Raw genomic sequence first — 23,424 nt, forward strand, 5'->3', positions numbered from 1 at the left:
CTGCCTCTCTGCCCCCTTTTAGGCTCACCAGGGTGAATCTGGCTGACGCGGTACATCTATGGGACCTGGAGCCGGGATGGCTGAACACCGCGAGCTACGGCGTACCGCCGGCGCCCGCGTTCGACGCGCTGCAGAGCGCGCTGGCCGAGTGGCGCCGCGGGGCCACCGGCTGGGACAAATGGGACCGGTCCACCGGTCGGGCGCGCACCGCGTTCGCGCGCCTGGTCGGCGTCGCGCCCGGCGACGTGGCCGTGGGCGCCTCCGCCTCGCAGGTACTGGCCCCGGTCGCGGCCTCGCTGCCGCCCGGCTCGCGGGTCGTCGTCCCCGACATCGAACAGACCTCGAACCTGTTCCCCTGGCTCGTGCATGACCTCGACGTGCGCACGGTGCCGCCCGCCGACCTGCCCCGCGCGATCGACGAGCGCACCGACGCGGTCGCCTTCAGCCTCGTCCAGTCCGCGACGGGCGAGGTCGCCGCGGCGGCCGAGGTCGTCGCCGCAGCACGCGCGCACGGCGCGCTCGTGGTCGCCGACGCCACCCAGGCGGTCGGCTGGCTCCCGGTCGACGCGACGTCCTTCGACGTCCTCGCCGTCTCGGCCTACAAATGGCTGATGTGCCCGCGCGGCACCGCCTTCTGCTACGTGAGCCCGGCCGTGCGCGACCGCATCCGGCCGCTCGCCGCCAACTGGTACGCCGGTGACGGCGACGCCTCCTACGGCCCGCCGCTGCGGCTGGCCGAGGACGCCCGCCGGTTCGACATCGCCGCGCCCTGGTTCTCCTACGTCGCGGCCGCCCCCGCGCTGGAACTGCTCCTGGAGATCGGCATAGGCCCGATCCACGACCATGACCTGCGGATGGCCAACCGGTTCCGGAGCGGCCTCGGTCTGCCGCCCGGCGACAGCGCGATCGCCACCGTCACCCGCCCGGACGCGGCCGAGCGGCTCGCGGCGGCGGGCATCCGGGCATCCGTCCGCAACGGCGCGGCACGCCTGGCCTTCCACCTCTACACAACGGAAGCCGACGTTGACACCGCCATCGCAGCGCTGACCTGACACGGAGGGCCGGGAAAACCAGTCGCGTGCGGCGTGGGGCGGTGTCTACGCTGGTGAGCCGACCAGATCGCATGTACCTGGCCTTGTGCCTTAGGAAGAGGGTTTATGTCCCGGCCCGTGCCGAGCGTTACTCGGCGCATTCCGTAGCCGTTTCGCCGAGACCGCTCGGCCGCCTCTTGCTGTCTTTTGACGACTCTCAGCAAGGAGCATCCGGGTGTCCGACACCTTTCTCTGCATCAAATGCGGTCTGACCGTCACCGTCCGCGCGTCCGACGGTACGCGCCGCAACCACTGCCCTGCGTGCCTGCACTCAGAGCACGTCACCGACCACATCGAAGGCGGCCGGAGCGACTGCCGCTCGCGCATGATGCCCATCGCCATCGCGGTGCTCCGCACCGGCGACTGGATGGTCATCCATCGCTGCGTGGGCTGCGACCTGCTCACGTCCAACCCGGTGTGCTCGGACGACAACCAGCTCATCCTCATGCGCATGGCGGTGCGCCCGCTGGCGCAGCCGCCGTTCCCGCTCGAACCGTTCGGGTCGTTCTGACATGCCGCGGCGAAAGAGCCCGCGGGGGCGGCGGCCCCAGCGGCACAAGGACGTCCTGCACCTCGAGGGCGGGCGCGCCGGCGCCTTCCGCTGCGTGGGGTGCCGGCTCGACGTGTCCCTGGACGCGCCGGGCAGCGCCCACCGCAACCACTGCCCGAACTGCCTGGTCAGCCTGCACGTGGACCACCGCGTTCCGGGGGACCGGGCGTCCGCGTGCCGCCGGCGCATGGAGCCGCTGACGCTGTCCGCGCGCTCCGACGGCGAGTGGATGATCATCCATCAGTGCCAGACCTGCGAGAAGGTCAGCGCCAACCGCATCGCCGGTGACGACAACGTGCTGGTCCTGATGCGCCTGGCCCTGAAACCGCTCCAGGACGGGGCCATCGCCACCCGCACGATGCTCACCCTGTGAGAGCCCCCGTGGGCGGTGCCGCCGGCACCGCCCACGGCGGGTTCCTCTTCTCAGCAGCGCTCGCTCGTCTTGGCGGACGCGCCGTTCGGGATCCAGCCGATGGCCTGCGTGCAGTGCGCGAGGGTGTTGGTACCGAGCGACCAGACCTCCTTGGCCTTGGTCCGGCACTGTGTGCCTTCGAGCGTCCTGGTGTTGTTGTCGCCGACGGCGGCGCACGCGTTCCAGGAACTGTGCGAATTGCGGTAGCCCTCCCACACGTACACGTAGGACCAGTTCTTTCCGCAGCCCTTGAACTGCTTCACCGAGGCGAAGGTCTGGCCGCCCGAGTAGATGTGCGCGGTGCTGCCGATCTGCACGGTGCCGGAGCAGCCGGGCGCGGATTCGGCGTTGGCGACGGCGGGAATTCCCACGACCGCGGGCACGGCGAGGAGGCCGGCCAGGGCCGTCTTGGCGAGGTTCATGACGTCGATCGCCCTTCTGTTCGGGGTCCGTTCGAGCGCGGACGGCCCCAGACTCGCAGTGGGCGGTGTTGTCCGGTATGGCACCTGACAAGGCGTGACATTGTCTGACAGCCGTGGGACGGGCGTACCTGCTACTCGACGACGTTGACCACGAAGTAGATGGGTCTGGCACCGGGGAGGAACTGCTGTCCGCGGCCGTCCACCATCTTCCAGCCGACCCAGCAGGAGCCCGGACGGCTCGGCGCGACGACGGGGACGCTGATCCGTACTCGCTTTCCGGGCGCGGTGTCGGGGACCCGGACCTTTCCGGGCGTTGAGCAGGTTCCGTTGTCAGCCGGCAGATCCGCCCTTTGCAGGAATCGTCCGTGCCATTGCGCGGTCCCGCTGTTCCTGATCTCCCACGTCTTGACGAACCGCCGGCCGACTTTCACCGACGTCCCGTCGGGAATGGTGACGTCGCCGACGAACGTGCTCCTGTCGCCGCTGATGAGAGGGCTGGGCGGCGGCGTCTCCCGGGCCTCGGTGGCGCGCGTCCCGGGACGCACGTCATCGTCGGCCTGCCGCAGGTACCAGGACGCCGCCCCGGCGATCAGCAGCCCGCAACAGGCCGCACCGACGACGACGTACCTGCGCACCGGCCTCCCGGGGCCGTCACCCGGCACCTCGACGATGTCCCGGTGCTCGTCCGGGTCGTCCGCGGCCGCGACCGGCTCCGCCTCGACGCCAGCCTCGGCCTCGGGGGCCTCCTCGGTGCCGAGCGCGGCGGACCAGCGGGCGCGCCACTCCTCGACGTCGCCGCCGCACACCTCGACGAACGCCTTCGTCGTCAGCCAGCTCGGGAAGCGGATGCCCTTCGCCGCCTCGTGCAGCGTCGTGTGGCTGACGGTGCCCGACTTGCCGGCCATGGTGCGGAACGACGGGTTGCCCGCGGCGGCGCGCAGGGCCCGCAGGTCCCTGGCGAACCGTTCCTGCCGCTCTCGCTTTCCTTCCGCCGGCGTTGAGCTGGCGCCCTCGGGCAAGGCTTGCTCCAGTCCTGCCGTCCGCTGACCGGAGGCGATCGGTGACGGAGGTCCCGCCGCGCGCCGCGGTTTCCCGGACGCGCGGAGTACACCAGCCATGATCTTGCAGAAGTCCTATTCCCGGCGCAACCATCGCAATTTTCAGTGGACCAACGCCGGTATGACGCCGCCGGTGAAAGCGCTGTCAGGACGCACTGACGGCCCCAGGTCACGCAGCCGCGCCACCGGCGGACCCCGGCGCTTCACCCGCGGCGCCCTTGCTCAAACCTCGCAGCCGTGGCCGGTTCCGGCTAAATCGCGTCCTCGGGGATCACGCCGCTCCCGCCGCGAAGGCGTCGAGAGCCCTGACGACATGGCCGCGCACCGCCGCGCTCCCCAGATGGCCCGCGTCCTCCACGACGATCAGTTCCGAGCCGGGCCAGGCCCGGCTGAGCTCCCAGGCCGTGCCGAGAGGCCCGCCCATGTCCAGCCGCCCGTGGACGAGCACGCCCGGAATGCCCGCCAGCCGGCTCGCCTTCCGCAGCAGCACTCCCTCGTCCAGCCACGCGCCGTGCGAGAAGTAGTGGGCGCAGATGCGCACCAGCGCCAACCGCGCCGCCGGCGGGCGATCGCCGTACGGGTTCGCCGCGCCCTTCGTCTCCCCGGACAGGACGGCGTCCTCCCAGGCGCACCAGTCGGCCGCGATCTGCTCCCGCATGAAGGCGTCGGGATGCTCCATCAGGCGCGCGTAGGCGGCGGTGATCTCGCCGCCGGTCCGGGCACCGGGTGCGCGCGCGGCGAACCGCTCCCACTGCTCGGGGAAGAAGCGTCCGACGCCCCGGTAGAGCCAGTCGATCTCCGATCGCCGCGTGGTGGTGACGCTCGCGATGACGATCTCCGACACGCGCTCCGGGTACTCCTCCGCGTAGGCGAGCAGCAGCGTCGAACCCCACGAACCGCCGTACAGCAGCCAGCGCTCGATGCCGAGGTGCTCGCGGAGCCGTTCCATGTCGGCGACAAGATGCCAGGTGGTGTTGTGCTCCAGGCCCGTCTCCGGGTCGCTCGCGTGCGGGGTGCTGCGCCCGCAGCCGCGCTGGTCGAACAGGACGACGCGGTAGCGCTCCGGGTCGAAGAAGCGGCGCATGCCGGGGCTGCGCCCCGACCCGGGGCCGCCGTGGACGACCAGCGCCGGCTTTCCCCGGGGATTGCCGCTGACCTCCCAGTACACCCGCTCGCCGTCACCGACATCGAGCATTCCCGTCTCGTACGGCGCGCGCTCAGGATGCATCTGCTTCGCTTCCCTCGATTCCGAGTTCGGACGAACGCGGCCGGTCGGCGATCGCCATTGTCCAGTCGTAGAACGCCGCCGGTTCACCGAGCCCGTCCCGGATGCCCTGGTCGACGACGGGCGCATTCGCGGCGTTGAGGAGGTCGAACAAGCCGAGATAGGCCCACTCCCACACCATGGCGTCGAAGTTGTAGGCGTGCATCAGCGGAGTGAGGCGCCGCCGGATCTCGGCGACCTCCCGCGAGGAGAATCCGGCGCCGCCCAATCGGGCGAGGGTCGCGCGTTCCTGTTCGGGCTCGAAGCGGGTGTCGAGGAACGGTTCGAGGAGATCTCCCCAGACGTCGAAGCGGAATCTCCTCACGACGCCGTTGCGGCCGCAGAACCGTTCAAGCTCGGCCTGCTGCCGCCAAGAGAGGAACAGGGTCTCGCCGGAGGTCGTCCGGATCTCGGGTCGCATGGCCTTCCAGTCGGCGTCGCGGATCCGCTCACGCGTGATCATCCCGGCGGGGTGGACCGTGGCCCCCCGAAAGCCGTACCGCTGGAAAAGGATGTGGTCACCGGCGATGGTCGCCTCCATCGGTTCAGAGTGGTCCTTCCGTGCCGCGCCGGGAAAGGGCCCGCGCTGTGAGATGCGCCTCCGCGCTCCGGTATCGCCGGGCCGCTTCCGTGCGACCGGCTCACCACATAGGGTGACCTGAACGACACGCAGGAGGCCGGACGAATGGACGCCGCGCAAGCGATTTCCCTCGTGGTGGAATGGATCCGCTCGCACGGCCTGGATTACCCCACGACCGGATTGGCGGCGGACCGTTTCGCGGCGGGCTGGAGCGTGTACGCGCCGGTGGAGGTCGACGAGAGCGACCCGATGGCGTTCCTCGACCTCCCGGTGGGGCGGTCGGTGTTCCTTGTGGGCGACTCCGGCCGCGTCGAGGAGGTGTCGTCGTCGGTGCCGCCGCAGGTCGCGCAGGACGAGTTCACCGCGCGGGAGCGCGCCGTCCAGTCCGGGAACGACCCGCGGCCCCCGCGTGACACGTGGCCCCCGCGCGCCGGGCTCGACGCCGACGAGTACATGGCCGAGTTCGTGCGCTGGCTGGAGCAGGACGGCGACCAGGACGGGCCGGCCGCCGGCGAGTTCACCGTCGTCGGCCCCGAGCCGGGCGGCGCGGCGGGCGCGGGCGGCGCGGAGGCGGCGCGGGCCGCGCGGCTGATCGAGCCGATCGTGCAGGAACTGGCCATGCTCGGGCCGCCGGGATGGGAGTGGCTGCGCGCGGAGTTCGCGTTCACGGTGTCCGCCGAGATCGCCCATCTCCGGTTCACGTCCCGCCGGCGGACGGTCGTCGCGCCGGTGCCGGAGCCGGTCGCCGTGCTCGTCCGCGACCAGCGGCTCGCCGCGGCGGAGATGCCCGCCGGGCCCTGGTGGCGGCTGGTGCTGACCGTCACCGACCGCGGCGAGGCGACCGTGAGCTACGACTACGGCGACGGCCCGTTCCCCGACGACCAGCTCCTCGCGCCCGAGCACTACCTCAACGACCTGGAGGCGTTCCCCCGCCCGAACGTGGCGCCGTGGCTCGCCCGCTACGTCGACGAGGCGGAGGACTTCCCCTACTGAGGCGGGCCTCACCAGCTGAGCGGCAGCGTGTCCAGCCCGAGGACGAGGCTGGCGTGTTCGAGCGGACGCTCCCCGGGCGTGATCCGGTAGTCGGGGATCCGGGCGTGCCACTCGGTCAGCGCGACCTGCAGTTCGAGGCGCGCGAGGTGGGTGCCGAGGCAGCGGTGCGGGCCGGCTCCGAAGGCCAGGTGGCGGGTCGGCGGACGGTCCAGGTCGACCGACGACGGCGCGGCGGGCACGGCGCGGGGGTCGCGGTTCGCCATCGCGAGCGGGAGCATGACCATGTCCCCGGCCTTCATCGGGCAGCCGTGCAGCTCGACGTCGCGGGTGAGCTTGCGCGCCGGCAGGACGATGGCGTAGGCGCGGAGCATCTCCTCGATCATGTCGGGGACGGCGTCCGGGTCGGCGGTGACGCGGGCCCGGTCGGTGTCGTGCCCGGCCAGGTGCCAGAAGATGTAGGACAGCTGCGCCGCGACGGTGTCGAGCCCGGCGAGGAACAGCAGCGTGCAGAGTTGCAGCAGCTCCTCGTCGGTGACGGGACGCCCGTCGACGGTGAAGGAGGTCGCGGCGCTGACGAGGTCGTCGCGGGGGTGCGCCCGGCGGTCGGCGATCAGTTCGGTGAAGCAGGCGGCCACCTCCGCCATGGCCGCGGCCCGCCCGCCGCTGGACGGCGGCGCGTGCAGGATGGCGTACTCCCAGGCCAGGAACTCCTCGAACCGCTCGATCGGGAGGCCGATCAGCTCCAGGAAGATGGTCGTCGGATACAGCCGGGCGAAGTCGGTGACGAAGTCGCACGAGCCCTTGGCGACGAGGCCGTCGATCAGGCCGGCGCAGTGCCGGGTGATGCGGTCGCGGAGGGCTGCGGCGGCCACCGGGGTGAAGAACGGGCGGAGCAGGCGCCGCCAGGTCGTGTGGAGCGGCGGGTCCAGCATGACCGGGATCCACTGGTACGGCGGGTTCGGGTCGCTGACGGCGATCGCGCGGCTGGAGAACGTCGCCGGGTCCTGTAACGCGGTGAGGACGTCGTCGTGGCGGGTCAGCACCCAGAAGCCCCGCCCGGCGGTGCTGCGGAACGCCGGATGCGCCTCGCGCAGCTCGTCCAGGCGCGGATGGGCCTGCCCGGCCGGTCCCGGACCGGCGAACGGGTCGAACGGGACGTCCATGGCGCCTCCACCTCAGGGCCGCTCGATCATGCACGGACTCCTCATTGTGCGCGCCGCGCCAGGGTGGCGGCCAGCAGCAGGACGAGCAGGGCCGCGATCACGATGACGCCGCCGGCGACGCCGATGCCGGGGGCGGCGAACGCGGTGAGCAGGACGAGGACCGCCGTGATCCCGATGAGTTCGGGCCGCAGGACGGTCCGCCGCATGGGCGCGTGCAGGGCCCACAGCATGACGAGGACCACGGCGATCGGGACGGCGACGGCGGCGACCGCGGTCTGCTCGTCCACGTGCGCCTCCCCGGCCGAGGCGACCGCGACCTCCAGCCCGGCGCCGAGCGCGGCCAGCGCCGCGAAGATCAGGTAGTGGCCGTAGCCCCAGACGAAGCACCAGTCGCGGCGGGCCGCGAGCCCCTCGCCGGCGGGTTCGGAGAAGTAGATCCACCAGAGCGTGAACAGGATGGCGAGGCCCGCCAGCGCGATCGTGACGAGGTCGGCGTGCAGGCCGTGCGCGACGACGTCCTGCACGGCGTTCGTCGCGGCGAGGACGCTCTCGCCGAGCAGGATGATCGTGAACAGCCCGTACCGTTCGGCGATGTGGTGCGGGTGCCAGGTCGTCATGCCGCTGCGCTCGGCGATCGGCGGCACGGACAGGTCGAGCAGGACGAGGAAGAGGAACACCCACCACGGCCCTCCGCCCGGCAGCGCGAGCCGGGACACCCACAGCACCTGGACGAGCGAGACGCCCACGGCGTAGCGGAGCGCCGTCGCGCGCCCCTCCGGATGGGCGGCCGCTGCGCGCAGCCACAGGCCGACCAGGCCGACCCGCATGAGGAGGTACCCGAAGGTGACCGTGGCGAAGTCGCCGTCGAACGCGGCGGGCACCCCCGCCGCGAGGAGCAGGACGCCCGCCATCTGCACGAACGTCATGACCCGGTACGGGACGTCGTCGGTGTCGTACGCGGACGCGAACCAGGTGAAGTTCATCCACGCCCACCAGATGGCGAAGAACACGGCGAGGAACGGCGCGACGGCGTCCCCCGCGTGGCCCTGCTCGATCGCGTGGGCGAGCCGTCCGGCGGCCTGCGAGACGGCCGCGACGAAGGTCAGGTCGAAGAGCAGTTCCAGCGGGCTGGACGCGCGGTGCGGTTCGGCCAGGTCGCGCGGAACCATCCGGGTGCGGATCGACGGCATCCGCTCACCCTAGAGCGGCGGCCCGCCCGCGCCGGAGAATCGAGCGGGCCGGGCGTGCTCCCGGAGCCGGGCGAAATAAACTGGGGCGGTCGGGGCCGGAGCGGCGGAGGGGACCACCACGGACGATTCGCTCGACGACGCCGCGTCGGTGTTCGCGGAGATGCGGCCCCGGCTGTTCGGCATCGCGTACCAGATGCTCGGCAGCGTCACCGAGGCGGAGGACGTCGTCCAGGAGACCTGGCTCCGCTGGCAGACGGTGGAGCGCGCGGACGTGCGCGACCCGGCCGCGTTCCTGGTGACGGTGGCGACCCGGCTGGCGATCAACGTGGTGCGGTCCGCGCGGAAGCGGCACGAGCACTACGTGGGCCCGTGGCTGCCCGAGCCCGTGGACACCGGCGGCGGCCCGGAGGCGGGCGCCGAGCAGGCCGCGGACGTGGAGCTGGCCGTCCTGCTGATGCTGGAGCGGCTGTCCCCGCCGGAGCGGGCGGCGTACGTGCTGCGCGAGTCGTTCGACTACCCGTTCGCCGAGATCGCGGCGATCCTGCGGGTGACGGAGGCGAACGCGCGGCAGCTCGCCAGCCGGGCGCGGCGGCGGATCGCGGCGGAGCGCCGCACCCCGGTGAGCCGGACCGAGCACCGGCGGCTGCTGGAGGCGTTCATCGCGGCGGCCCGCACCGGCGATCTCGACGCGCTGGAGGAACTGCTCGCCGAGGACGCGGTCAGCTACAGCGACGGCGGCGGCGCGGTGCGCGGCGCCGCGCGGATCCCGGTGGCCGGACGCGCGCGGGTCGCGAAGTTCGTCGTGGCGTTCGCGCCCCGGTTCTGGCCGGGCGCGACGGTCGCGTGGGTCGAGGCGAACGGCCGCCCGGCGGCGCTCGTGTCGCGGGACGGCACCCCGTTCGCGCTGCTGGCGATCAGCGCGTCGGACGCGGGCGTCGACCGGCTGCTGTGGGTCCTGAACCCGGGCAAGCTGCGCGGGTTCACGACCGGCTGACCCCGGTCGGCTGATTCGGGTCGAGCCCTGGCTAGAGGAACGCGGGGCCGCGGTGCAGCAGCGCCTCGTACAGCATGTGCTGGATCTTCTCGCGGACGTGGTCGGTGATCTCGAAGACCGTCATCGGGTCGTCGGCGGCGTCCGGACCGTACTCGTCCAAGGCCATCGGCGGGCCGAACTGGATCACCCACTTGGACGGCAGCGGGACGAGCCCGCCGAGCCCGAGCAGCGGGAACGTCGGCGTGATCGGGAAGTACGGCAGCCCGAGCAGCCGCGCCAGCGGCCGCAGGTCGGCGATCTTGGGGTAGGTCTCCTCCGCGCCGACGATGGCGCAGGGCACGATGGGCACGCCGGCGCGCAGCGCGGTCCCGACGAAGCCGCCGCGGCCGAAGCGCTGCAGCCTGTACCGCTCGCTGAACGGCTTGCCGACGCCCTTGAAGCCCTCCGGGAAGACGCCGACGAGCTCGCCCTTGGCGAGGAGGCGCGCCGCGTCGGCCTGGCAGGCGAGGGTGTGCCCCGCCTTGCGGGCCAGGTGCCCGAGCACCGGGATCTGGTAGACGAGGTCGGCGCCGAGGAGGCGGACGCAGCGGTCGACGTTGTCGTGCAGCGCGACCGACAGCATCAGCGCGTCGACCGGGACGGTGCCCGAGTGGTTGGCGACGAGCAGGGCGCCGCCGTCCGGGACGTTGTCGAGGCCGACCAGCTCGACGCGGAACCAGTGCTCGTACAGGGCGCGCGCGAACGGCAGCAGGACGGTGGAGTTGAAGTCGGGGTCGAAGCCGAACTCGTCCACCTCGTACTCGCCGGCGAGCCGGCGGCGCAGGAACGCCAGCCCGGACGTGATGCCGCGCTCCAGCGGGTTCCCGCCGGAGCCGGCGTCCGCCCCGCCGGCCGCTCCGTCGGCCGTCCCGCCCGCCGGCCCGTCGCCGGTGTCGCGGCGGCCGGTGTCGAGGGGGATGACCTGCGCGCCCTCGTCGTCGTCGTCCAGGTGGCGGGCGTTCATCATCCGGGCCTCCCTTTCAGGCGCGTCCGAGCAGATGCGTGAGGCGGCCGTGGCCGAGGCCCTGCGCGGCGGCGAAGTCGGCGAACGCGGCCTCGGAGCTGTACTTGGGACGCCACGCCAGCTCGGTCTCCAGGGCGGTGACGTCGATGACCCGGCCGTAGGTCAGCCAGCGCAGCAACTCGGGCGAGAACCCGGACAGGCCCGCGAAGCGGCGCCCCATGTCGCCGAGCACCGAGATGGACGGCGACGGGACCGGCAGGTACGGCCGCCCCGCCCGGCGGAGCGCCTGGGACAGCAGCAGCACCCCTTCCCCGGCGACGTTGAAGCAGCCGGGGTGGTCCTCGGTGGTCATGCGGCGCAGCACCTCGACGCCGTCGTCCTCGTGGACGAACTGCAGCCGCGGGTCGAACCCGAGCACGGTCGGGACGACCGGCAGGTGCAGGTACCGGGTGAGCGGCGAGTCGACGCCGGGGCCGAGGAAGTTCGCGAACCGCAGCACCGACACGGTCAGGTCGGAGCGGCGCCGCATCAGCCCGCGGACGTAGCCCTCCACCTCGACCGCGTCCTTGGCGTAGCCGGACCGCGGCGGCTCGGCGGGCTCGTCCCGCTCGGTGAACACGGCCGGGTCCATCGGCGACGAGCCGTACACGGCGGCCGAGGACCGCACGACGAGCTTGCGCATGTCGGGCGAGCGCTGGCACGCCGCGAGCAGCTGCATCGTGCCGATGATGTTGAGCTCTTTGGCCTTCGCCCGGGAGGCGGAGGAGGAGGTCACCAGGTTGAGGTGCACCACGGTGTCCACCCCGGCGGACGCGATGATCTTCGCGATGCCGGGCGTGCGGATGTCCACGCGGACGAACTCGGTGCGCCCGAGGCCCTCGGTGGGCGGCACCGTGTCCACGCCGATGACGCGCTCGATGCCCGGGTCCGCCTGGAGCGCGTTCGCGACCCGCGCCCCCAGGAAACGGGACACGCCCGTGACGAGGACGACACGGGCCGCGGCGGTGGGCATGGAGGACACTGTGCGCCCCACCCCTTACGGCTGAGCTGCCGGTGTGATCACTTCTTGTTGCGGCGCTGGATGCGCGTCTTCTTCAGCAGCTTGCGGTGCTTCTTCTTCGCCATGCGCTTGCGACGCTTCTTGATGACAGAGCCCACGGGACCTCGCTCGGCGTATCGGGATTGTGCAGGAGGCGACCGCGCCGCAAGCGAGCATGGCTCGGTGAGCGCGCACGGTCCGCCGCCCAAGGGTACCGCCGAACAGATGGAGATCATGCCGCACCCCACCCGCGGCGCGGGCCGCGATGCCCGGGACCGGTCCCGCCGGCCCCGCCGCGGCGCACGCCGGCGCCCCGTTCTCCCGCACACATGGCACGTGTCGAACGCATGGCACGTGTCGAACGCATGGCATGTGTCGGACGCACGGCACGTCGCGGACGTGTCGCGTGCGTGGCGCGGCGACCGCGGCGTCCGGCACCGCGCGTCGCACGGCGCCGGGCACCGTTCCGCCGGGGCGGGCGGACCTGCCGCCCGTCCCGCTCGGTGTCCGGACCGTCTCGCCGGATCGCGGAGCGCGGGGGCCGCTCGCCCCCGTTCCCCGGACGCCGGCTCCGGTGGCCGCGGTGCGGCCGCCGGCCGGTCCTCGTCCTGCTTCCCCAGCTCCGGGACGATCCGCGAGGATCGCCCCGACGCCCCCTGCGCGGCCGGGTGTCGAGTTCGCGGCGGGGTCGTGGCTCATGCCCCGCCCTTACCCGCTATCCGGCTTCGATGTACGCGTCGCGCAGGTAGTCGTGGACGGCCTGCTCGGGAACCCGGAACGAGCGGCCCACGCGGATCGCGGGAAGCTCGCCCGAGTGGACGAGGCGGTAGACGGTCATCTTGGACACCCGCATCACCGCCGCCACTTCGGCCACGGTCAGGAACCTGACCTCGCTCAGAGGTCGCTCGCCTGAGGTCATCGGACGCCCTCTTCCACACGTGCCGCGCACCGGCCCTTCGGGTGACTTTGATCACGCACGTGTACTTCTCCAGCGTAAATCGCGTATCGGGAGTCGCAAGAGGGGAGTTCCGCACATTTCCGTCCCCGACCTGACCGCCGGGTGACAGTGCTGCTCCCGCACGCAGCGTGGACGCGACGGCACTGACCGTGTCACGACGAACGGTTGTCAACCAGGACCACGCTTTGACCTGCGGTTCCGCAGTCACCGATGGCGCCGCGCAAGCCCATGCGCCCCGCTACGGCCGCCCTGTCACACCGCGTGACAGGTGAAGCGGGCGCCAGCTCCGTCCAGCCCGCTGGTAAGGGGACTCAGGCCGGCGGGAGAAGGCCGGCGCGATCAAGGATGTAGGCGGTCAGCGGCGCGTAGTGGTGCGGGGAGACGCCGTCGTCGAGCGGCACGACCACGTCGATCTTGCCCTCGGCGGCGCCGGCGAACAGCGCCGGGTCGTTACAGTCCGCGAACCCCACGGTGTCGATGCCCGCCTGGCCGGCGGCGCCGGCCCAGCCGTGATCGGCGATGGCCAGATCCGGCCAGATATCAGGTTTAGCTTCCGCAGGACCCGCGGAAGCGCTAGTGGCGGCCCCGGAGGAGAGCTCCCGGAGCATGGCCTCCATCGGGTGCGGGTCGTGCGTGTGGTGCGTCCGCCGGTCGTCGCCCTCCAGCATCGCGACGCCCGGTTCGGCGTACACGATGCGGCGCAGGTCCGAGCCGCCGTACCCGGTCTCGATCTCGTACGTCCAGCCGGCCGCGGGCGTCAGCACCCGGCAGCCCGCCGCCGCCAGCGCCCGCGCGACCGCCTGGTACAGCGGCGTCAGCGTCGCCGGATGGCCCGTCGCGACGACCACGTTCTCCCGCCGGCGGGCGGCGAGGCCGATGCGCTCGCCCATCGCCTCCAGCATGTCGATCGTGATGTCGGGATCGATGGTGTCGTCCCCGAACAGGTGCGCCGGGTCCGGGTCGACGCCGCAGCGCTCGACCATCATCTCCAGCACGGTCCGCTCCGTCCACGACGGCTTCAGCTCCAGGCCGAACTGGTAGTACGGGTTCCCGGCGGCCATCCGCCGGTAGTGCAGCAGGTTGTTCTGGCGCGGCGTCGCCACCTCGCCGGCGATCATCGTCCGGACGAGATGGGCGCGCAGCTCGCCCCGGCTCGGTGCCGTCTCCATGGTCCTCGGCCTCACTCGTCGGTCATCGGGTCGAGGCCGTGCTCGGGGAAGACCGCCCGCCGCGTCGCCAGGATCGCCTGGTCGACCGGGTTCGCCGGGTCGTAGCCGTCCCCCCACCTGCCGTACTCCACCACGTCGGTCCCGTCCGTCATCCGGCGCGGGGCTATCTCGTCGGTCCGCAGCCGGACGAAGTCGCGCCACGTCTCCGGGGTCGCGGTGTCCGGCGGGATCCGCCCGCCCGCCGCCTCGGCGAGCAGGTGCGTCCACGCGCGCGGGACGACCTGGACCAGCTCGTAGCCGCCGCCACCGGTGAGCACCCAGCGGCCGCCGGCGGTCTCGTGCGCCAGCCGGTGCAGCCGCTCGTAGGCCGTCCGCTGCCCGTCCACGCTGAGGATCAGGTGCGCGAGCGGGTCGAGCGCGTGCCCGTCGGCGCCCTGCTGGGTGACGAGGACGTCGGGCCGGAACCGGCGCAGCAGCGGCGGGACGATCGCGTCGAACGCGCGCAGCCACGGCCGGTCGCCGGTGCCGGGCGGCAGCGAGATGTTGACGGCCGTGCCCTCGGCGCCCGTCTCGTCCGGGAAGCCGGTGCCGGGGAACAGCGTGCGCGGCGACTCGTGCAGGCTGATCGTCAGCACCCGCGGGTCGTCGTAGAACGCGGCCTGGACGCCGTCGCCGTGGTGGACGTCGATGTCGACGTAGGCGACGCGCTCGGCGCCGTTCTCCAGCAGCCACGCGATCGCGATCGCCGGGTCGTTGTAGACGCAGAAGCCGCTGGCGGCGCCGGGGAGCGCGTGGTGCAGGCCGCCGGAGATGTTGGCGCCGTGCTCGGCCGCGCCCGTCCACACGGCCTCGGCGGCGGCGACCGAGGCGCCCGCGACCAGGGCGGACGCGTCGTGCATGCCGAGGAAGATCGGGTTGTCGGTGGTGCCGAGCCCGTGCCGCCCGTCCGGCAGCCCGGTCGCGCCGGCGTGCTTGACCGCCGCGATGTAGGACTCCTCGTGGACGAGCCGCAGCAGCTTGTCGTCGGCCGCCTCGAACGGCGACACCCGCACGTTGGGACGGTCCAGGACGCCGAGTTCGCGCGCCAGCGCCATCGTCAGCTCGACGCGCACGGGGTTCATGGGGTGCCCGGGACCGAAGTCGTAGGAGATGAGCCGCTCGTCCCAGAAGACCGCCAGCCCGCAGTTCTCGGGATCGGAGGATGGGGACGAATCGGGACCGCTCATGACCTCACGGTATCGCGAGCATCACGTGGCCTGGCTCACATGTCCGCCGTCCGCCGGGACGCCCGCCGGGCGCTCCCGGCCCGGTTCCGGCACTGTGACGTGAGTTACCCGCCAAAAACGGGCATACCGATCACACGACACGAAAACATCAAAGGGGGGTCCATGGACAGCCCGAGCGTTCGCAGCCGAGCGATCAGCAGCGCTCTGCGCCTGGGCGTCCGGCCTCTCCTGCAGTACCTCCCCGGCCACACCACCGGGCTCCGGACCGCCCGTTCCACCGTGGACGCCGCGTCATTACTGATGCGGCCCCACCCCGGTGTGCGGATCGAGGGACTGGACGAGCGGCAGGACGAGGACGGCGAGGAGCGCCAGGTCAGAGGCGAGTGGGTCGCCCCTCGGGACGCCGCCGCGAAGAGCAGGCGGCCCCGCGGAGCCGTGCTCTACCTGCACGGCGGCGGCTACGTGGCCTGCTCGCCGCGCACCCACCGGCCGATGACGTCGCGGCTCGCGCACGACACCGGGCTGCCCGTCCTCGCGCTGCGGTACCGGCTGGCCCCCGAGCATCCGTTCCCGGCGCCGCTGGAGGACGCCGTCGCCGCCTACCGGTGGCTGCTCGCGCGGGGCGTGCCCGCGTCCCGCATCGTCATCGCGGGCGACTCGGCCGGCGGCCACCTCGCCGCCGTGCTCGCCGGGGAGATCTGCCGGCTCGACCTGCCGAACCCCGCCGGCATCGCACTGTTCTCGCCCTGGGTGGACCTGACCTGCGAGCTGTCCATCCAGGCGCAGGAGCGCGCCCGCGACCCCTACATCAGCGCCGCGTCGGCGCGCCGGATCGCGCGGCTCGTGGTGGGCCCGGCCGGCTTCGACGACCCGCGGCTCGCCCTGCTCACCTGCGCCTGGACCGACATGCCGCCCGTCCTCATCCAGGTCGGCGGCGCCGAGGTGCTGCGCACCGAGGCCGAGGCGTTCGCCGACGCCCTGCGCAACGCCGGCGGGGACTGCGAACTCCAGGTCTGGAACGGCCAGATGCACGTCTTCCAGATCCTGAACCGCGTCCTGCCCGAGGCCGGCGAGGCGATGACCGACGCGGCCCGCTTCATCCAGTCCGTCACCGGCCGGTCGAAGGGCCGCACCAAGGCCGCCTAGTCGCGGCCGTCCCGCCGGCCGCCGCGCCGGGTGAGCCCGGCGAGGAGCGCCGCCGCGTGGTCGGCCATGAAGCGCGGGACACGCGCCTTCAGCAGGGCCCTGTGCAGGGCGAACGCCGGGATCGGCGTCCCGGCCGGACGTTCGCGCCGCTGTTCCATCCTGTTCCTCCCCCGAGTTCCAAGATCAATTGGAGGGTAACCGGGCGGGGGCGGCGTCGCGGCGGAAACGACGATCTTGATCGTCCGGGGCGGCCCGGCTAGAGGCGGCCCGCGGACTCGCGCTCCAGGGCCTCCTCCTCCGGCCGGCGCCGGCCGCCCGCCACGAAGAACCCGGCCAGCGCGGCGAGCGCGGCGCCCGCCTCCCCCACCAGACTGATCGTCTTGTCGAGGTACCAGACGGGCTCGTGCATGTCGGGCAGCGGGCCGACCGGCCCGAGGTCGACGTAGTAGTAGAGGACGACGGCGCCGGCCGCGCTCGCCGCGACGAGGAACGCCAATGCGTACGCCCAGCGGGACGCGTAGGTGAGGACGATGACGGCGGCCACGGCGGCGACCGCCGCCTGGATCCGGAAGAGGTCGTCGCCGCCGAGGGACCCGCCCTCGACGTAGGCCATGTCGGGCGCGAACATCCAGTGCACGACGGCGTCGGCCGCCAGCCCGGCGGCGACGATCAGGCGGAGTAGGAGTCCCATACCCCTAACACGAGCGCACCCCCGCCGCCGGCTCAATGTTCAAAGATGAACTTTCCATGAGAAAGCCGCCGAAGGGGCCCGGAGGCGGCCGTCCTCAGCCGCTCGCGAGCTCGCGGCCCCGGTTGCGGGCCGCCTCGATGGCCTCCAGCACCGCGGCGCGGACGCCGTGCCGCTCCAGCTCCCGGATCGCCGAGATCGTCGTCCCGCCCGGGGAGGTGACCGCCTCGCGCAGCAGCACCGGGTGCTCGCCGGAGTCGCGCAGCATCACCGCCGCGCCGACCGCCGACTGGATCACCATCTCCAGCGCGGCGGCGCGCGGCATGCCGAGCAGGATGCCGGCGTCCACCATCGCCTCGACCAGGTAGTAGAAGTAGGCGGGGCCGCTGCCGGACAGGGCCGTCGCGCCGTCCTGCAGCGACTCGGGGATGCGCAGCACCTTCCCGACCGGGGACAGCAACTCCTCGGCCAGCTTCAGGTGCTCCTCCGCCGCGTGCGAGCCGGGCGAGATCACGCTCATCGCCTCGTCCACGTGCACCGGCGTGTTCGACATGACCCGGACGACCGGGACGCCCTCCGGCAGCCGGGCCTCGATGAACCCGGTGGTGATGCCCGCCGCCATCGAGATCACCAGCCGGCCGGCCGGGACGTGCCCGCCGATCTCCTCCAGCAGGGCACCCATGTCCTGCGGCTTCACCGCGAGGATCAGCGTCTCCGCCGTCGCGGCCGCCTCCGCGTTCGGCACGACCGCCACGCCGTAGCGCTCGCGCAGCAGCGCGCCGCGCTCCTCCCGGCGCGCGGTCGCCATCAGCTCGGACGGGCGGCGGCCGGCCCGGAGCACCCCGGACAGCAGCGCCTCGCCCATCTTCCCGGCACCCAGAATCGCGATCATCGGCAAACCTTGACGTGGGGACGTAACGACCGGTCCAGCCTAGCGGCGCGCCCGCGCCGCGGACCGGTCAGGACCGCCCGGCGAGCCGGGTCAGGACCGCCGGGTGAAGGACCGCACGAAGAGGCGGAGGTTGGCGGGACGTTCCGCCAGGCGGCGCATGAAGTACTCGTACCACTCGGGCCCGTAGGCGACGTACACGCGCACCTGCGCGCCCTGCGCGGCCAACCGGCGCTGCTCCTGCGAGCGCACGCCGTAGAGCATCTGGTACTCGAACGTGCCCGGGTCGCGGTCGTGCAGTACCGACAGCGCCTCGGCGATCTCGATGAGCCGGGGGTCGTGGCTGGCGAGCATCGGGTAGCCCTTGCCCGCCATCAAGACCTTCATACAGCGGACGTACGACTTGTCGATCTCTTCCTTGTCGGTGAAGGCCACCGCCGCAGGGGCCGCGTACGCGCCCTTGCACAGCCTTACGCGCGACCCCTCGTAGGCCAGTTCCGCACAGTGCTCCTCTGCCCGCCGCAGGTACGACTGGATGACGGCGCCCACGTCCGGGAAGTCGCGCCGCAGTTCATGGACGATCCGGAGAGTCGAGTCGACGGTGGTGTGCTCTTCCATGTCGAGCGTCACCGTCGTACCGGCGTCCTTTGCGGCCGCGCAGACACGCCTGGCGTTCTCCAAGGCAAGGTCTTCGTCAAGGGTCTGCCCGACGGCGGACAGCTTCAGCGACACCTCGGCACGTACACCGAGAGCCGCGTCGCCCAGCCGTTCCAGCAGATCGACGTAGCGCTGGACGTTCACCTCGGCGCGGCCCTTGTCGTGCGTGTACTCCCCCAGGACGTCCAGGGTGACGAGCAGGCCCTCGCCGGTCAGCCGCTCGGTGACGCGCGCCGCGTCCTCGATCGTCTCGCCCGCGATGAAGCGCCGGACGACGTCGCCGGTGAACGGCGCGGTCTCCACCACCCTGCGCGCGCCGCCACTGCGCGACGCGGCGAGCAACGCCTGACGAAGCACTCTGCGCACCCCCGGTTCTCGTCCGTGCCCCCGCGTCCCAGGTTAAGCCCGCGGCCGCCCGGCGATCACGACACGGTGCCGAGGTTGTTCCCGCCCCCGTGCTGCCGCACGTAATCGGCCATGCGAGCGGTCTTGACCGCTTCGAACAGCTGCTTCGACTTGGCCCCGTCCAGCAGCACGACGCTCTGCTTGGCGCGCGTCCCGGTGCCCTTGAACGGCAGCGTCATGAACTTCACGTCCGACGCCCGGACGTTCCGCATGCTCAGCACCAGCGACCGCAGGTGGCCGCCCGACACGCCCTCGTCCACGCTGATCGACTTGGTGAGCGCGGACAGGAACCGGTCCATCTTGAGGGGGTTGGTGAGCGTGCCGCGGTCGGTGGCCTGCCTGGCGAGGGCGCCGAGGAACGCCTGCTGCCGCTTGATCCGGTCGAAGTCGCCGTTCGGCAGGTTGTAGCGCTGCCGGACGAACAGCAGCGCCTCCTCGCCGTTCAGCTTCTGCGGGCCCGCCTCCCACGCCTTCTTGCGGGCCGGGTCGTACACCTTCTGCTTGATGTTGACGGTGACGCCGCCGAGCGCGTCCGTCATCGTCTTGAAGCCCTCGAAGTCGATCGCGCCGTAGTGGTCGATCCGGATCCCGGTGAGGCTCTCCATCGTCTCGATCAGCAGCTTCGGCCCGCCGTACGAGAACGCCGCGTTGATCTTCTGCTTGCCGTAGCCGGGGATCTCGACCCACGAGTCGCGCGGGAACGAGACGATGTACGCCTTCTTCCGGTCCGCCGGCAGGTGCAGCAGCATGATCGTGTCAGTGCGCTGCTGCCCCGGCTTCCAGACGTCGCCGCCCTCCCCCGTCGTGGCGCCCTCCTCGCGGGAGTCGGACCCGACGAGCAGCCAGTTCTCGGTGCCCTCCACGTTCGGCCCCGGCCGGTTCGCGCCCTCGCCCGGCATGACGCCCTTGGCCCGGTCGATGTTGCCGAGGTAGGACGACTGGCGCTGCCATGCGAGGCCGGCGATCCCGGCCGCCAGCAGCGCGAAGAACACGCCCACGGCGATCAGGACGCGCGGCCACCGCCGCTTGCGCTTGCGCTCCGTGCCGTCCTGGCCGGCCCAGAACGCGTCGTCGCTCTCGCCCTTGCCCGCCTGCGGCGGCGCACCCTCGCCCCGCGGCGCGGGCGGCGCTGCGTGGGGCCCGTGCGACCCGGGATGTTCTGGCGCGGTCATGGCGCAGAAGCTATCAGCAGGATCGACCGGGGATAGACCACTTTGCCCCACCTGTCCGGTTGAGGCTGGACCAGGTGGGGCGGCGCGGGGGGTCGTGCGGCGCCGGGCGCTAGGCCGTGCGGCGGCGGAGCGTGACGGCGCCCAGGACCAGGGCGGCGACCGTGAAGGCCGCGATGACGGCCACGTCCACGCCCAGGGTGCCGGTGAAGTCGGGGCGGGCGCTGATCTCCTGCATGCCCTCCACCGCGTACGACAGCGGCAGGACGTCCGCGATGGCCCGGAGCCAGGACGCCATGTCCTCGCGCGGGACGATCAGCCCGCACAGCAGCGTCTGCGGCAGCACGAACGCGGGCATGAACTGCACGGCCTGGAACTCGGTCCGCGCGAACGCGCTGGCGAACAGGCCGAGCGCCATGCCGAGCAGCGCGTCCAGCAGGGAGACGAGCACCAGCGAGCCGAGCGAGCCGCTCAGGTCGAGGCCGAGCCAGGTCAGCGAGATCGCGAGCACCACCGCGACCTGCACCAGCGCGATCAGCCCGAACGCGAGCGCGTAGCCGAGCAGCAGGTCCAGCTTGCCGAGCGGCATGGTCATCAGCCGTTCGAGGGTGCCGCTCGTCCGCTCCCGGAGGGTGGCGACGCTCGCGACGACGAACATGACGGTGAACGGGAACAGCCCGAGCAGCATCGGGCCGATCCGGTCGAAGACCATCGGCTGGTCGAACACGTACCGCAGCAGGATCATCAGCAGCGTCGGCACGCCGATCAGCAGCGCGAGCGTGCGGTGGTCGTGCTTGAGCTGCGCCAGGATGCGCCGCGTCGTGGCGAGGGTGATCGCCGTGCTCATGTCGGACTCCCGGCCTTCTCGGTGATCAGATGCAGGAACGCCGCCTCGAGGTCGGGCGCGCCGGTGCGGGCGCGCAGCCCGTCCGGGGTGCCGTCGGCGAGGACGACGCCCTCGCGCATCAGCAGCAGCCGGTCGGTGCGGCCCGCCTCGTCCATCACGTGGCTGGACACCACGAGGGTCGCGCCGCGGTCGGCCAGCTCCCGGAACAGCTCCCACAGCTCCTGCCGCAGCACCGGGTCGAGGCCGACGGTCGGCTCGTCCAGGACGACGAGCTCCGGCGACCCGAGCAGCGCCACGGCGAGGTTGGTGCGGCTGAGCTGCCCGCCGGACAGCGTCCCCGCCGTCTGGTCGCGGCTCCGGCCGAGCCCCACCTCGTCGATGACGCGGTCGACGTCCGAGCGCGGCGCGCGCAGGACGGACGCGAAGTAGCGCAGGTTCTCGGCGACGGTCAGGTCGGCGTACACGGCGGGCGACTGCGTGGCGTACCCGACGCGGTGCCGCAGCCCCGCCGACCCGGCGGGCTCGCCGAGCACGGTCACGGTGCCGCCCGCCACGATCTGGACGCCGACGAGCGTCCGGATCAGCGTGGTCTTCCCGCAGCCGCTCGGGCCGAGCAGGCCCACGATCGAGCCGCGCGGGATGTCGAAGGAGAGCCCGTGCAGCACCTCCCGGCCGCCGCGCACGACCCGCAGGTCCCGCACCCGCACCGCCGGCTCGGCCGCGCCCTCCGGGCTGAAACTCATCATGTGTTGAATTTAGGCGCGCGACCGTCCCCCGGTCAAGACGTACGGCGAAAGGACGGGCCGGCCGAAGGGAAGGCGAAGGCGAGGGAACGCCGAGGCGGAAGCGCGCAGGCCCGAAGGGAACGCAGAGGCCGGGAGAAACGCGCAGGCCAGGGGAAGCGCGGAGGCTAGCGGGAAGCGCGGAGGCGGCCGGTCAGGTGGTCAGGTAGCGCTGGAGGGTCGGGGCGACCAGGGCGATCAGCTCGTCCTCCGTGGCGGAGGCCATCGGCTCGATGCGCAGCACGTAGCGCAGGATCATCAGGCCGATCATCTGCCCGGCCGCCGCCTGGATGCCGAGCGGCGGCGCCTGGGTGGCCTGCTTGGCGCGCCCGAACAGGGCGACCGTGACGAACTCGCGCGCCAGCGCCGCCGCGCGCTCGTTCGTCATCGCCGAGCGCAGCATCGCCAGCATCGGCGCTCGGCGCTCGTCGTCGCCCCACACGTCCAGGAAGATGCGGACCATCGTCTCGCCGAGCCGGTCGCGGGGGGACGCCATGATGCGCGGCAGGATGACGGACGGGTCCACCGGGAAGCGCATCGCCTCGATGAACACGCCCTCCTTGTTGCCGAAGAAGTGGTGGACGAGCGCGGGGTCCACCCCGGCGGCGCGGGCGATCGCGCGCAGCGAGGCGCCGTCGTAGCCCTTCTCGGCGAACAGCTCGCGGGCCTCGGCGAGGATCTTCTCCCGCGTCTCGGTCGGGCCGGGGCGCCGCCCGGGGCCCCGGCCGCCGCGCCGCGCGGCCTCCGTCACCGCACGCCCCGGCGGGTGATCTCCCCGGCCGGCGTGACCTCCCAGGTGTGCGCGGAGGCGGCCAGGTGCAGCCGGGCGAACGCCAGGGCCTCGGCGAGGTCCTCCATCCGCTCGACCCGGCTGGACGCGCGCCGCGTGTTCACTTCGAGGACGACGTGCCCACGGAAACCGCCCTCGGCGAGGTTCTCCAGCATCGGCCCGCACGGCTGGTTGCCCCGCCCCGGGACGAGATGCTCGTCCTTGTTCGTGATGCCCACGCCGTCGGCGAGGTGGATGTGCCGCAGGCGGTCGCCCAGGCTGCCGGCCATGTCGATGGCGTCCGACCCCGACACGGCGGTGTGGGACAGGTCGAGAGTGACGTACGGGTAGTCCTGGTCGACGGGGTTCCAGTCGGGCAGGTACATGCCGGCCTCGGCGCCGCGCGCCTTGAGCGGGAACATGTTCTCCACCGCGAACAGGACGTCCGTCTCGTCCTGCATGCGGGCGAGGCCCTCGACGAACTCCTTGGCGTAGTCGCGCTGCCAGCGGAACGGCGGGTGGACGACGACGACCTCCGCGCCCAGCTCCTCGGCGACCTCCTTGGAGCGGACGAGCTTGCCCCAGGGCTCGCGCCCCCACACCCGCTGGGTCAGCAGCAGGCAGGGCGCGTGGATCGACTTGATCGGCACCTGGTGGTAGTCGGACAGCCGGCGCAGGACGTTCAGGTCCTGGGAGGAGGCGTCCGTGGAGACCATGACCTCGATGCCGTCGTAGCCCAGCAGCGCGGCGATCTCGAACGCGCTCGGTACCTTCTCCGGGTAGACCGACGCGGTGGAGAGCGTGATCGGCGCGTCCGGTACCCGAAGAGCCGGTGTACTGACGCCGTTGTGCTGCGGGGTCAAGGCTTCCTCGCCAGGAATGATCGCTCGACGATGTTCATCAGGTTCGCAAGGCAAAGCCTATGCGGCGGCGCCGCCGATGAAACAACCGGCCGGAGTG

At 72.3% G+C, this 23,424-nt stretch carries 26 protein-coding genes and 1 pseudogene; 6 read left to right on the top strand and 21 right to left on the bottom strand.

What is annotated here, in order from left to right; genetic code table 11:
- Window positions 1-32: 32 nt before the first annotated feature.
- The 3 genes from AB0K34_RS27095 (at window position 33) to AB0K34_RS27105 (ending at window position 2,014) form a co-directional block, all read left to right on the top strand.
- Window positions 33-1,052 (top strand): aminotransferase class V-fold PLP-dependent enzyme, encoded by a 1,020-nt coding sequence (locus tag AB0K34_RS27095; RefSeq protein ID WP_364551672.1) that lies wholly within the window; start codon window positions 33-35, stop codon window positions 1,050-1,052.
- A gap of 214 nt (window positions 1,053-1,266) precedes the next feature.
- On the top strand, window positions 1,267-1,602 hold the full coding sequence (locus tag AB0K34_RS27100) for an RNHCP domain-containing protein (RefSeq protein ID WP_176200462.1): 336 nt from the start codon (window positions 1,267-1,269) through the stop codon (window positions 1,600-1,602).
- 1 nt (window position 1,603) lies between these two features.
- A complete protein-coding gene (locus AB0K34_RS27105; protein ID WP_364551675.1) occupies window positions 1,604-2,014 on the top strand; it encodes an RNHCP domain-containing protein in 411 nt (136 codons plus the stop codon).
- A gap of 50 nt (window positions 2,015-2,064) precedes the next feature.
- Here AB0K34_RS27105 and AB0K34_RS27110 read toward each other — a convergent pair whose 3' ends face one another.
- The 4 genes from AB0K34_RS27110 to AB0K34_RS27125 all read right to left on the bottom strand — a co-directional run bounded on the left by AB0K34_RS27110 (window position 2,065) and on the right by AB0K34_RS27125 (window position 5,497).
- Complete coding sequence (locus AB0K34_RS27110) at window positions 2,065-2,475, bottom strand: hypothetical protein (protein ID WP_138635346.1); 411 nt, start codon at window positions 2,473-2,475, stop codon at window positions 2,065-2,067.
- A gap of 131 nt (window positions 2,476-2,606) precedes the next feature.
- Window positions 2,607-3,494: an NBR1-Ig-like domain-containing protein gene (locus AB0K34_RS27115; protein WP_364551677.1), complete on the bottom strand. Its 888-nt coding sequence runs from the start codon at window positions 3,492-3,494 to the stop codon at window positions 2,607-2,609.
- A 310-nt stretch (window positions 3,495-3,804) separates the two neighbouring features.
- Window positions 3,805-4,761, bottom strand: a complete 957-nt coding sequence (pip, locus tag AB0K34_RS27120; RefSeq protein ID WP_364551680.1) for a prolyl aminopeptidase — start codon at window positions 4,759-4,761, stop codon at window positions 3,805-3,807.
- Window positions 4,751-5,497, bottom strand: a complete 747-nt coding sequence (locus AB0K34_RS27125; RefSeq protein ID WP_364551682.1) for a hypothetical protein — start codon at window positions 5,495-5,497, stop codon at window positions 4,751-4,753. Before AB0K34_RS27125 ends, pip begins: the two co-directional genes overlap by 11 nt.
- Between AB0K34_RS27125 and AB0K34_RS27130 the strand changes: the two genes are divergently transcribed.
- Window positions 5,483-6,370, top strand: a complete 888-nt coding sequence (locus AB0K34_RS27130) for a hypothetical protein (RefSeq protein ID WP_205719132.1) — start codon at window positions 5,483-5,485, stop codon at window positions 6,368-6,370. The genes AB0K34_RS27125 and AB0K34_RS27130 overlap by 15 nt on opposite strands.
- 8 nt (window positions 6,371-6,378) lie before the next feature.
- Here the strand turns inward: AB0K34_RS27130 and AB0K34_RS27135 are convergent, their stop codons facing one another.
- Together AB0K34_RS27135 and AB0K34_RS27140 are read right to left on the bottom strand one after the other, a co-directional pair.
- Window positions 6,379-7,533 carry a cytochrome P450 gene (locus tag AB0K34_RS27135; RefSeq protein ID WP_364551684.1) on the bottom strand — a complete coding sequence of 385 codons (1,155 nt, stop codon included), beginning with the start codon at window positions 7,531-7,533 and terminating at the stop codon, window positions 6,379-6,381.
- A gap of 41 nt (window positions 7,534-7,574) precedes the next feature.
- On the bottom strand, window positions 7,575-8,723 hold the full coding sequence (locus AB0K34_RS27140) for a low temperature requirement protein A (protein ID WP_364551686.1): 1,149 nt from the start codon (window positions 8,721-8,723) through the stop codon (window positions 7,575-7,577).
- A 145-nt stretch (window positions 8,724-8,868) separates the two neighbouring features.
- On the opposite strand from AB0K34_RS27140, the pseudogene AB0K34_RS27145 reads away from it, so the two are divergent.
- Window positions 8,869-9,717, top strand: a pseudogene (locus AB0K34_RS27145) (RNA polymerase sigma-70 factor); the annotation flags it as partial.
- Between the two features lie 31 nt (window positions 9,718-9,748).
- Here AB0K34_RS27145 and AB0K34_RS27150 read toward each other — a convergent pair.
- The 6 genes from AB0K34_RS27150 to AB0K34_RS27175 all read right to left on the bottom strand — a co-directional run bounded on the left by AB0K34_RS27150 (window position 9,749) and on the right by AB0K34_RS27175 (window position 15,112).
- The gene (locus AB0K34_RS27150) at window positions 9,749-10,723 is read right to left on the bottom strand and encodes a lysophospholipid acyltransferase family protein (protein ID WP_356948783.1); all 975 of its coding nucleotides are present in this window, start codon (window positions 10,721-10,723) and stop codon (window positions 9,749-9,751) included.
- A 13-nt stretch (window positions 10,724-10,736) separates the two neighbouring features.
- Complete coding sequence (locus AB0K34_RS27155) at window positions 10,737-11,732, bottom strand: NAD-dependent epimerase/dehydratase family protein (RefSeq protein WP_138635340.1); 996 nt, start codon at window positions 11,730-11,732, stop codon at window positions 10,737-10,739.
- A gap of 47 nt (window positions 11,733-11,779) precedes the next feature.
- Complete coding sequence (locus AB0K34_RS27160; RefSeq protein ID WP_018654693.1) at window positions 11,780-11,878, bottom strand: AURKAIP1/COX24 domain-containing protein; 99 nt, start codon at window positions 11,876-11,878, stop codon at window positions 11,780-11,782.
- A gap of 596 nt (window positions 11,879-12,474) precedes the next feature.
- Window positions 12,475-12,678 (bottom strand): helix-turn-helix domain-containing protein, encoded by a 204-nt coding sequence (locus AB0K34_RS27165; protein WP_021591693.1) that lies wholly within the window; start codon window positions 12,676-12,678, stop codon window positions 12,475-12,477.
- Window positions 12,679-13,028: 350 nt separating this feature from the next.
- Window positions 13,029-13,886: a phosphatase gene (locus AB0K34_RS27170; protein ID WP_138635339.1), complete on the bottom strand. Its 858-nt coding sequence runs from the start codon at window positions 13,884-13,886 to the stop codon at window positions 13,029-13,031.
- Window positions 13,887-13,897: 11 nt separating this feature from the next.
- Window positions 13,898-15,112: an acetoin utilization protein AcuC gene (locus AB0K34_RS27175; RefSeq protein WP_364551689.1), complete on the bottom strand. Its 1,215-nt coding sequence runs from the start codon at window positions 15,110-15,112 to the stop codon at window positions 13,898-13,900.
- A 162-nt stretch (window positions 15,113-15,274) separates the two neighbouring features.
- Here AB0K34_RS27175 and AB0K34_RS27180 point away from each other — a divergent pair, with 162 nt between their 5' ends.
- Window positions 15,275-16,258 (top strand): alpha/beta hydrolase, encoded by a 984-nt coding sequence (locus AB0K34_RS27180; protein WP_138635337.1) that lies wholly within the window; start codon window positions 15,275-15,277, stop codon window positions 16,256-16,258.
- On the opposite strand, the gene AB0K34_RS27185 is transcribed toward AB0K34_RS27180, so the two are convergent.
- From AB0K34_RS27185 to AB0K34_RS27225, 9 genes are all read right to left on the bottom strand, one after another.
- Window positions 16,255-16,416: a hypothetical protein gene (locus AB0K34_RS27185; protein WP_364551691.1), complete on the bottom strand. Its 162-nt coding sequence runs from the start codon at window positions 16,414-16,416 to the stop codon at window positions 16,255-16,257. The genes AB0K34_RS27180 and AB0K34_RS27185 overlap by 4 nt on opposite strands.
- Window positions 16,417-16,514: 98 nt before the next feature.
- The gene (locus AB0K34_RS27190) at window positions 16,515-16,949 is read right to left on the bottom strand and encodes a hypothetical protein (protein WP_364551693.1); all 435 of its coding nucleotides are present in this window, start codon (window positions 16,947-16,949) and stop codon (window positions 16,515-16,517) included.
- A gap of 94 nt (window positions 16,950-17,043) precedes the next feature.
- On the bottom strand, window positions 17,044-17,838 hold the full coding sequence (gene proC, locus AB0K34_RS27195; protein ID WP_138635335.1) for a pyrroline-5-carboxylate reductase: 795 nt from the start codon (window positions 17,836-17,838) through the stop codon (window positions 17,044-17,046).
- Between the two features lie 90 nt (window positions 17,839-17,928).
- Entirely contained in the window at window positions 17,929-18,849 is a 921-nt protein-coding gene (locus AB0K34_RS27200; RefSeq protein WP_364551695.1) for a proline dehydrogenase family protein, read from the bottom strand.
- Window positions 18,850-18,914: 65 nt separating this feature from the next.
- The gene (locus tag AB0K34_RS27205) at window positions 18,915-20,069 is read right to left on the bottom strand and encodes an LCP family protein (RefSeq protein WP_138635333.1); all 1,155 of its coding nucleotides are present in this window, start codon (window positions 20,067-20,069) and stop codon (window positions 18,915-18,917) included.
- Window positions 20,070-20,178: 109 nt separating this feature from the next.
- On the bottom strand, window positions 20,179-20,913 hold the full coding sequence (locus AB0K34_RS27210) for an ABC transporter permease (protein WP_138635332.1): 735 nt from the start codon (window positions 20,911-20,913) through the stop codon (window positions 20,179-20,181).
- Window positions 20,910-21,659, bottom strand: a complete 750-nt coding sequence (locus tag AB0K34_RS27215; RefSeq protein WP_138635331.1) for an ABC transporter ATP-binding protein — start codon at window positions 21,657-21,659, stop codon at window positions 20,910-20,912. The genes AB0K34_RS27210 and AB0K34_RS27215 overlap by 4 nt, the downstream gene beginning before the upstream one ends.
- Before the next feature lie 190 nt (window positions 21,660-21,849).
- Window positions 21,850-22,446: a TetR family transcriptional regulator gene (locus tag AB0K34_RS27220; RefSeq protein ID WP_138635330.1), complete on the bottom strand. Its 597-nt coding sequence runs from the start codon at window positions 22,444-22,446 to the stop codon at window positions 21,850-21,852.
- Complete coding sequence (locus tag AB0K34_RS27225) at window positions 22,443-23,327, bottom strand: sugar phosphate isomerase/epimerase (RefSeq protein WP_138635329.1); 885 nt, start codon at window positions 23,325-23,327, stop codon at window positions 22,443-22,445. Before AB0K34_RS27225 ends, AB0K34_RS27220 begins: the two co-directional genes overlap by 4 nt.
- Window positions 23,328-23,424 lie beyond the last annotated feature (97 nt).

This window comes from Actinomadura sp. NPDC049382 (assembly GCF_040677125.1).
GTDB lineage: Bacteria > Actinomycetota > Actinomycetes > Streptosporangiales > Streptosporangiaceae > Spirillospora > Spirillospora geliboluensis.

Coding starts and splice junctions, on each gene's coding strand:
- AB0K34_RS27105 (WP_364551675.1), top strand. CDS start 1,604: ATGCCGCGGCGAAAGAGCCCGCGGGGGCGGCGGCCCCAGCGGCACAAG.
- AB0K34_RS27110 (WP_138635346.1), bottom strand. CDS start 2,475: ATGAACCTCGCCAAGACGGCCCTGGCCGGCCTCCTCGCCGTGCCCGCG.
- pip (WP_364551680.1), bottom strand. CDS start 4,761: ATGCATCCTGAGCGCGCGCCGTACGAGACGGGAATGCTCGATGTCGGT.
- AB0K34_RS27130 (WP_205719132.1), top strand. CDS start 5,483: ATGGACGCCGCGCAAGCGATTTCCCTCGTGGTGGAATGGATCCGCTCG.
- AB0K34_RS27135 (WP_364551684.1), bottom strand. CDS start 7,533: ATGGACGTCCCGTTCGACCCGTTCGCCGGTCCGGGACCGGCCGGGCAG.
- AB0K34_RS27140 (WP_364551686.1), bottom strand. CDS start 8,723: ATGCCGTCGATCCGCACCCGGATGGTTCCGCGCGACCTGGCCGAACCG.
- AB0K34_RS27150 (WP_356948783.1), bottom strand. CDS start 10,723: ATGATGAACGCCCGCCACCTGGACGACGACGACGAGGGCGCGCAGGTC.
- AB0K34_RS27155 (WP_138635340.1), bottom strand. CDS start 11,732: ATGCCCACCGCCGCGGCCCGTGTCGTCCTCGTCACGGGCGTGTCCCGT.
- AB0K34_RS27165 (WP_021591693.1), bottom strand. CDS start 12,678: ATGACCTCAGGCGAGCGACCTCTGAGCGAGGTCAGGTTCCTGACCGTG.
- AB0K34_RS27170 (WP_138635339.1), bottom strand. CDS start 13,886: ATGGAGACGGCACCGAGCCGGGGCGAGCTGCGCGCCCATCTCGTCCGG.
- AB0K34_RS27175 (WP_364551689.1), bottom strand. CDS start 15,112: ATGAGCGGTCCCGATTCGTCCCCATCCTCCGATCCCGAGAACTGCGGG.
- AB0K34_RS27180 (WP_138635337.1), top strand. CDS start 15,275: ATGGACAGCCCGAGCGTTCGCAGCCGAGCGATCAGCAGCGCTCTGCGC.
- AB0K34_RS27185 (WP_364551691.1), bottom strand. CDS start 16,416: ATGGAACAGCGGCGCGAACGTCCGGCCGGGACGCCGATCCCGGCGTTC.
- AB0K34_RS27190 (WP_364551693.1), bottom strand. CDS start 16,949: ATGGGACTCCTACTCCGCCTGATCGTCGCCGCCGGGCTGGCGGCCGAC.
- proC (WP_138635335.1), bottom strand. CDS start 17,838: ATGATCGCGATTCTGGGTGCCGGGAAGATGGGCGAGGCGCTGCTGTCC.
- AB0K34_RS27205 (WP_138635333.1), bottom strand. CDS start 20,069: ATGACCGCGCCAGAACATCCCGGGTCGCACGGGCCCCACGCAGCGCCG.
- AB0K34_RS27210 (WP_138635332.1), bottom strand. CDS start 20,913: ATGAGCACGGCGATCACCCTCGCCACGACGCGGCGCATCCTGGCGCAG.
- AB0K34_RS27215 (WP_138635331.1), bottom strand. CDS start 21,659: ATGATGAGTTTCAGCCCGGAGGGCGCGGCCGAGCCGGCGGTGCGGGTG.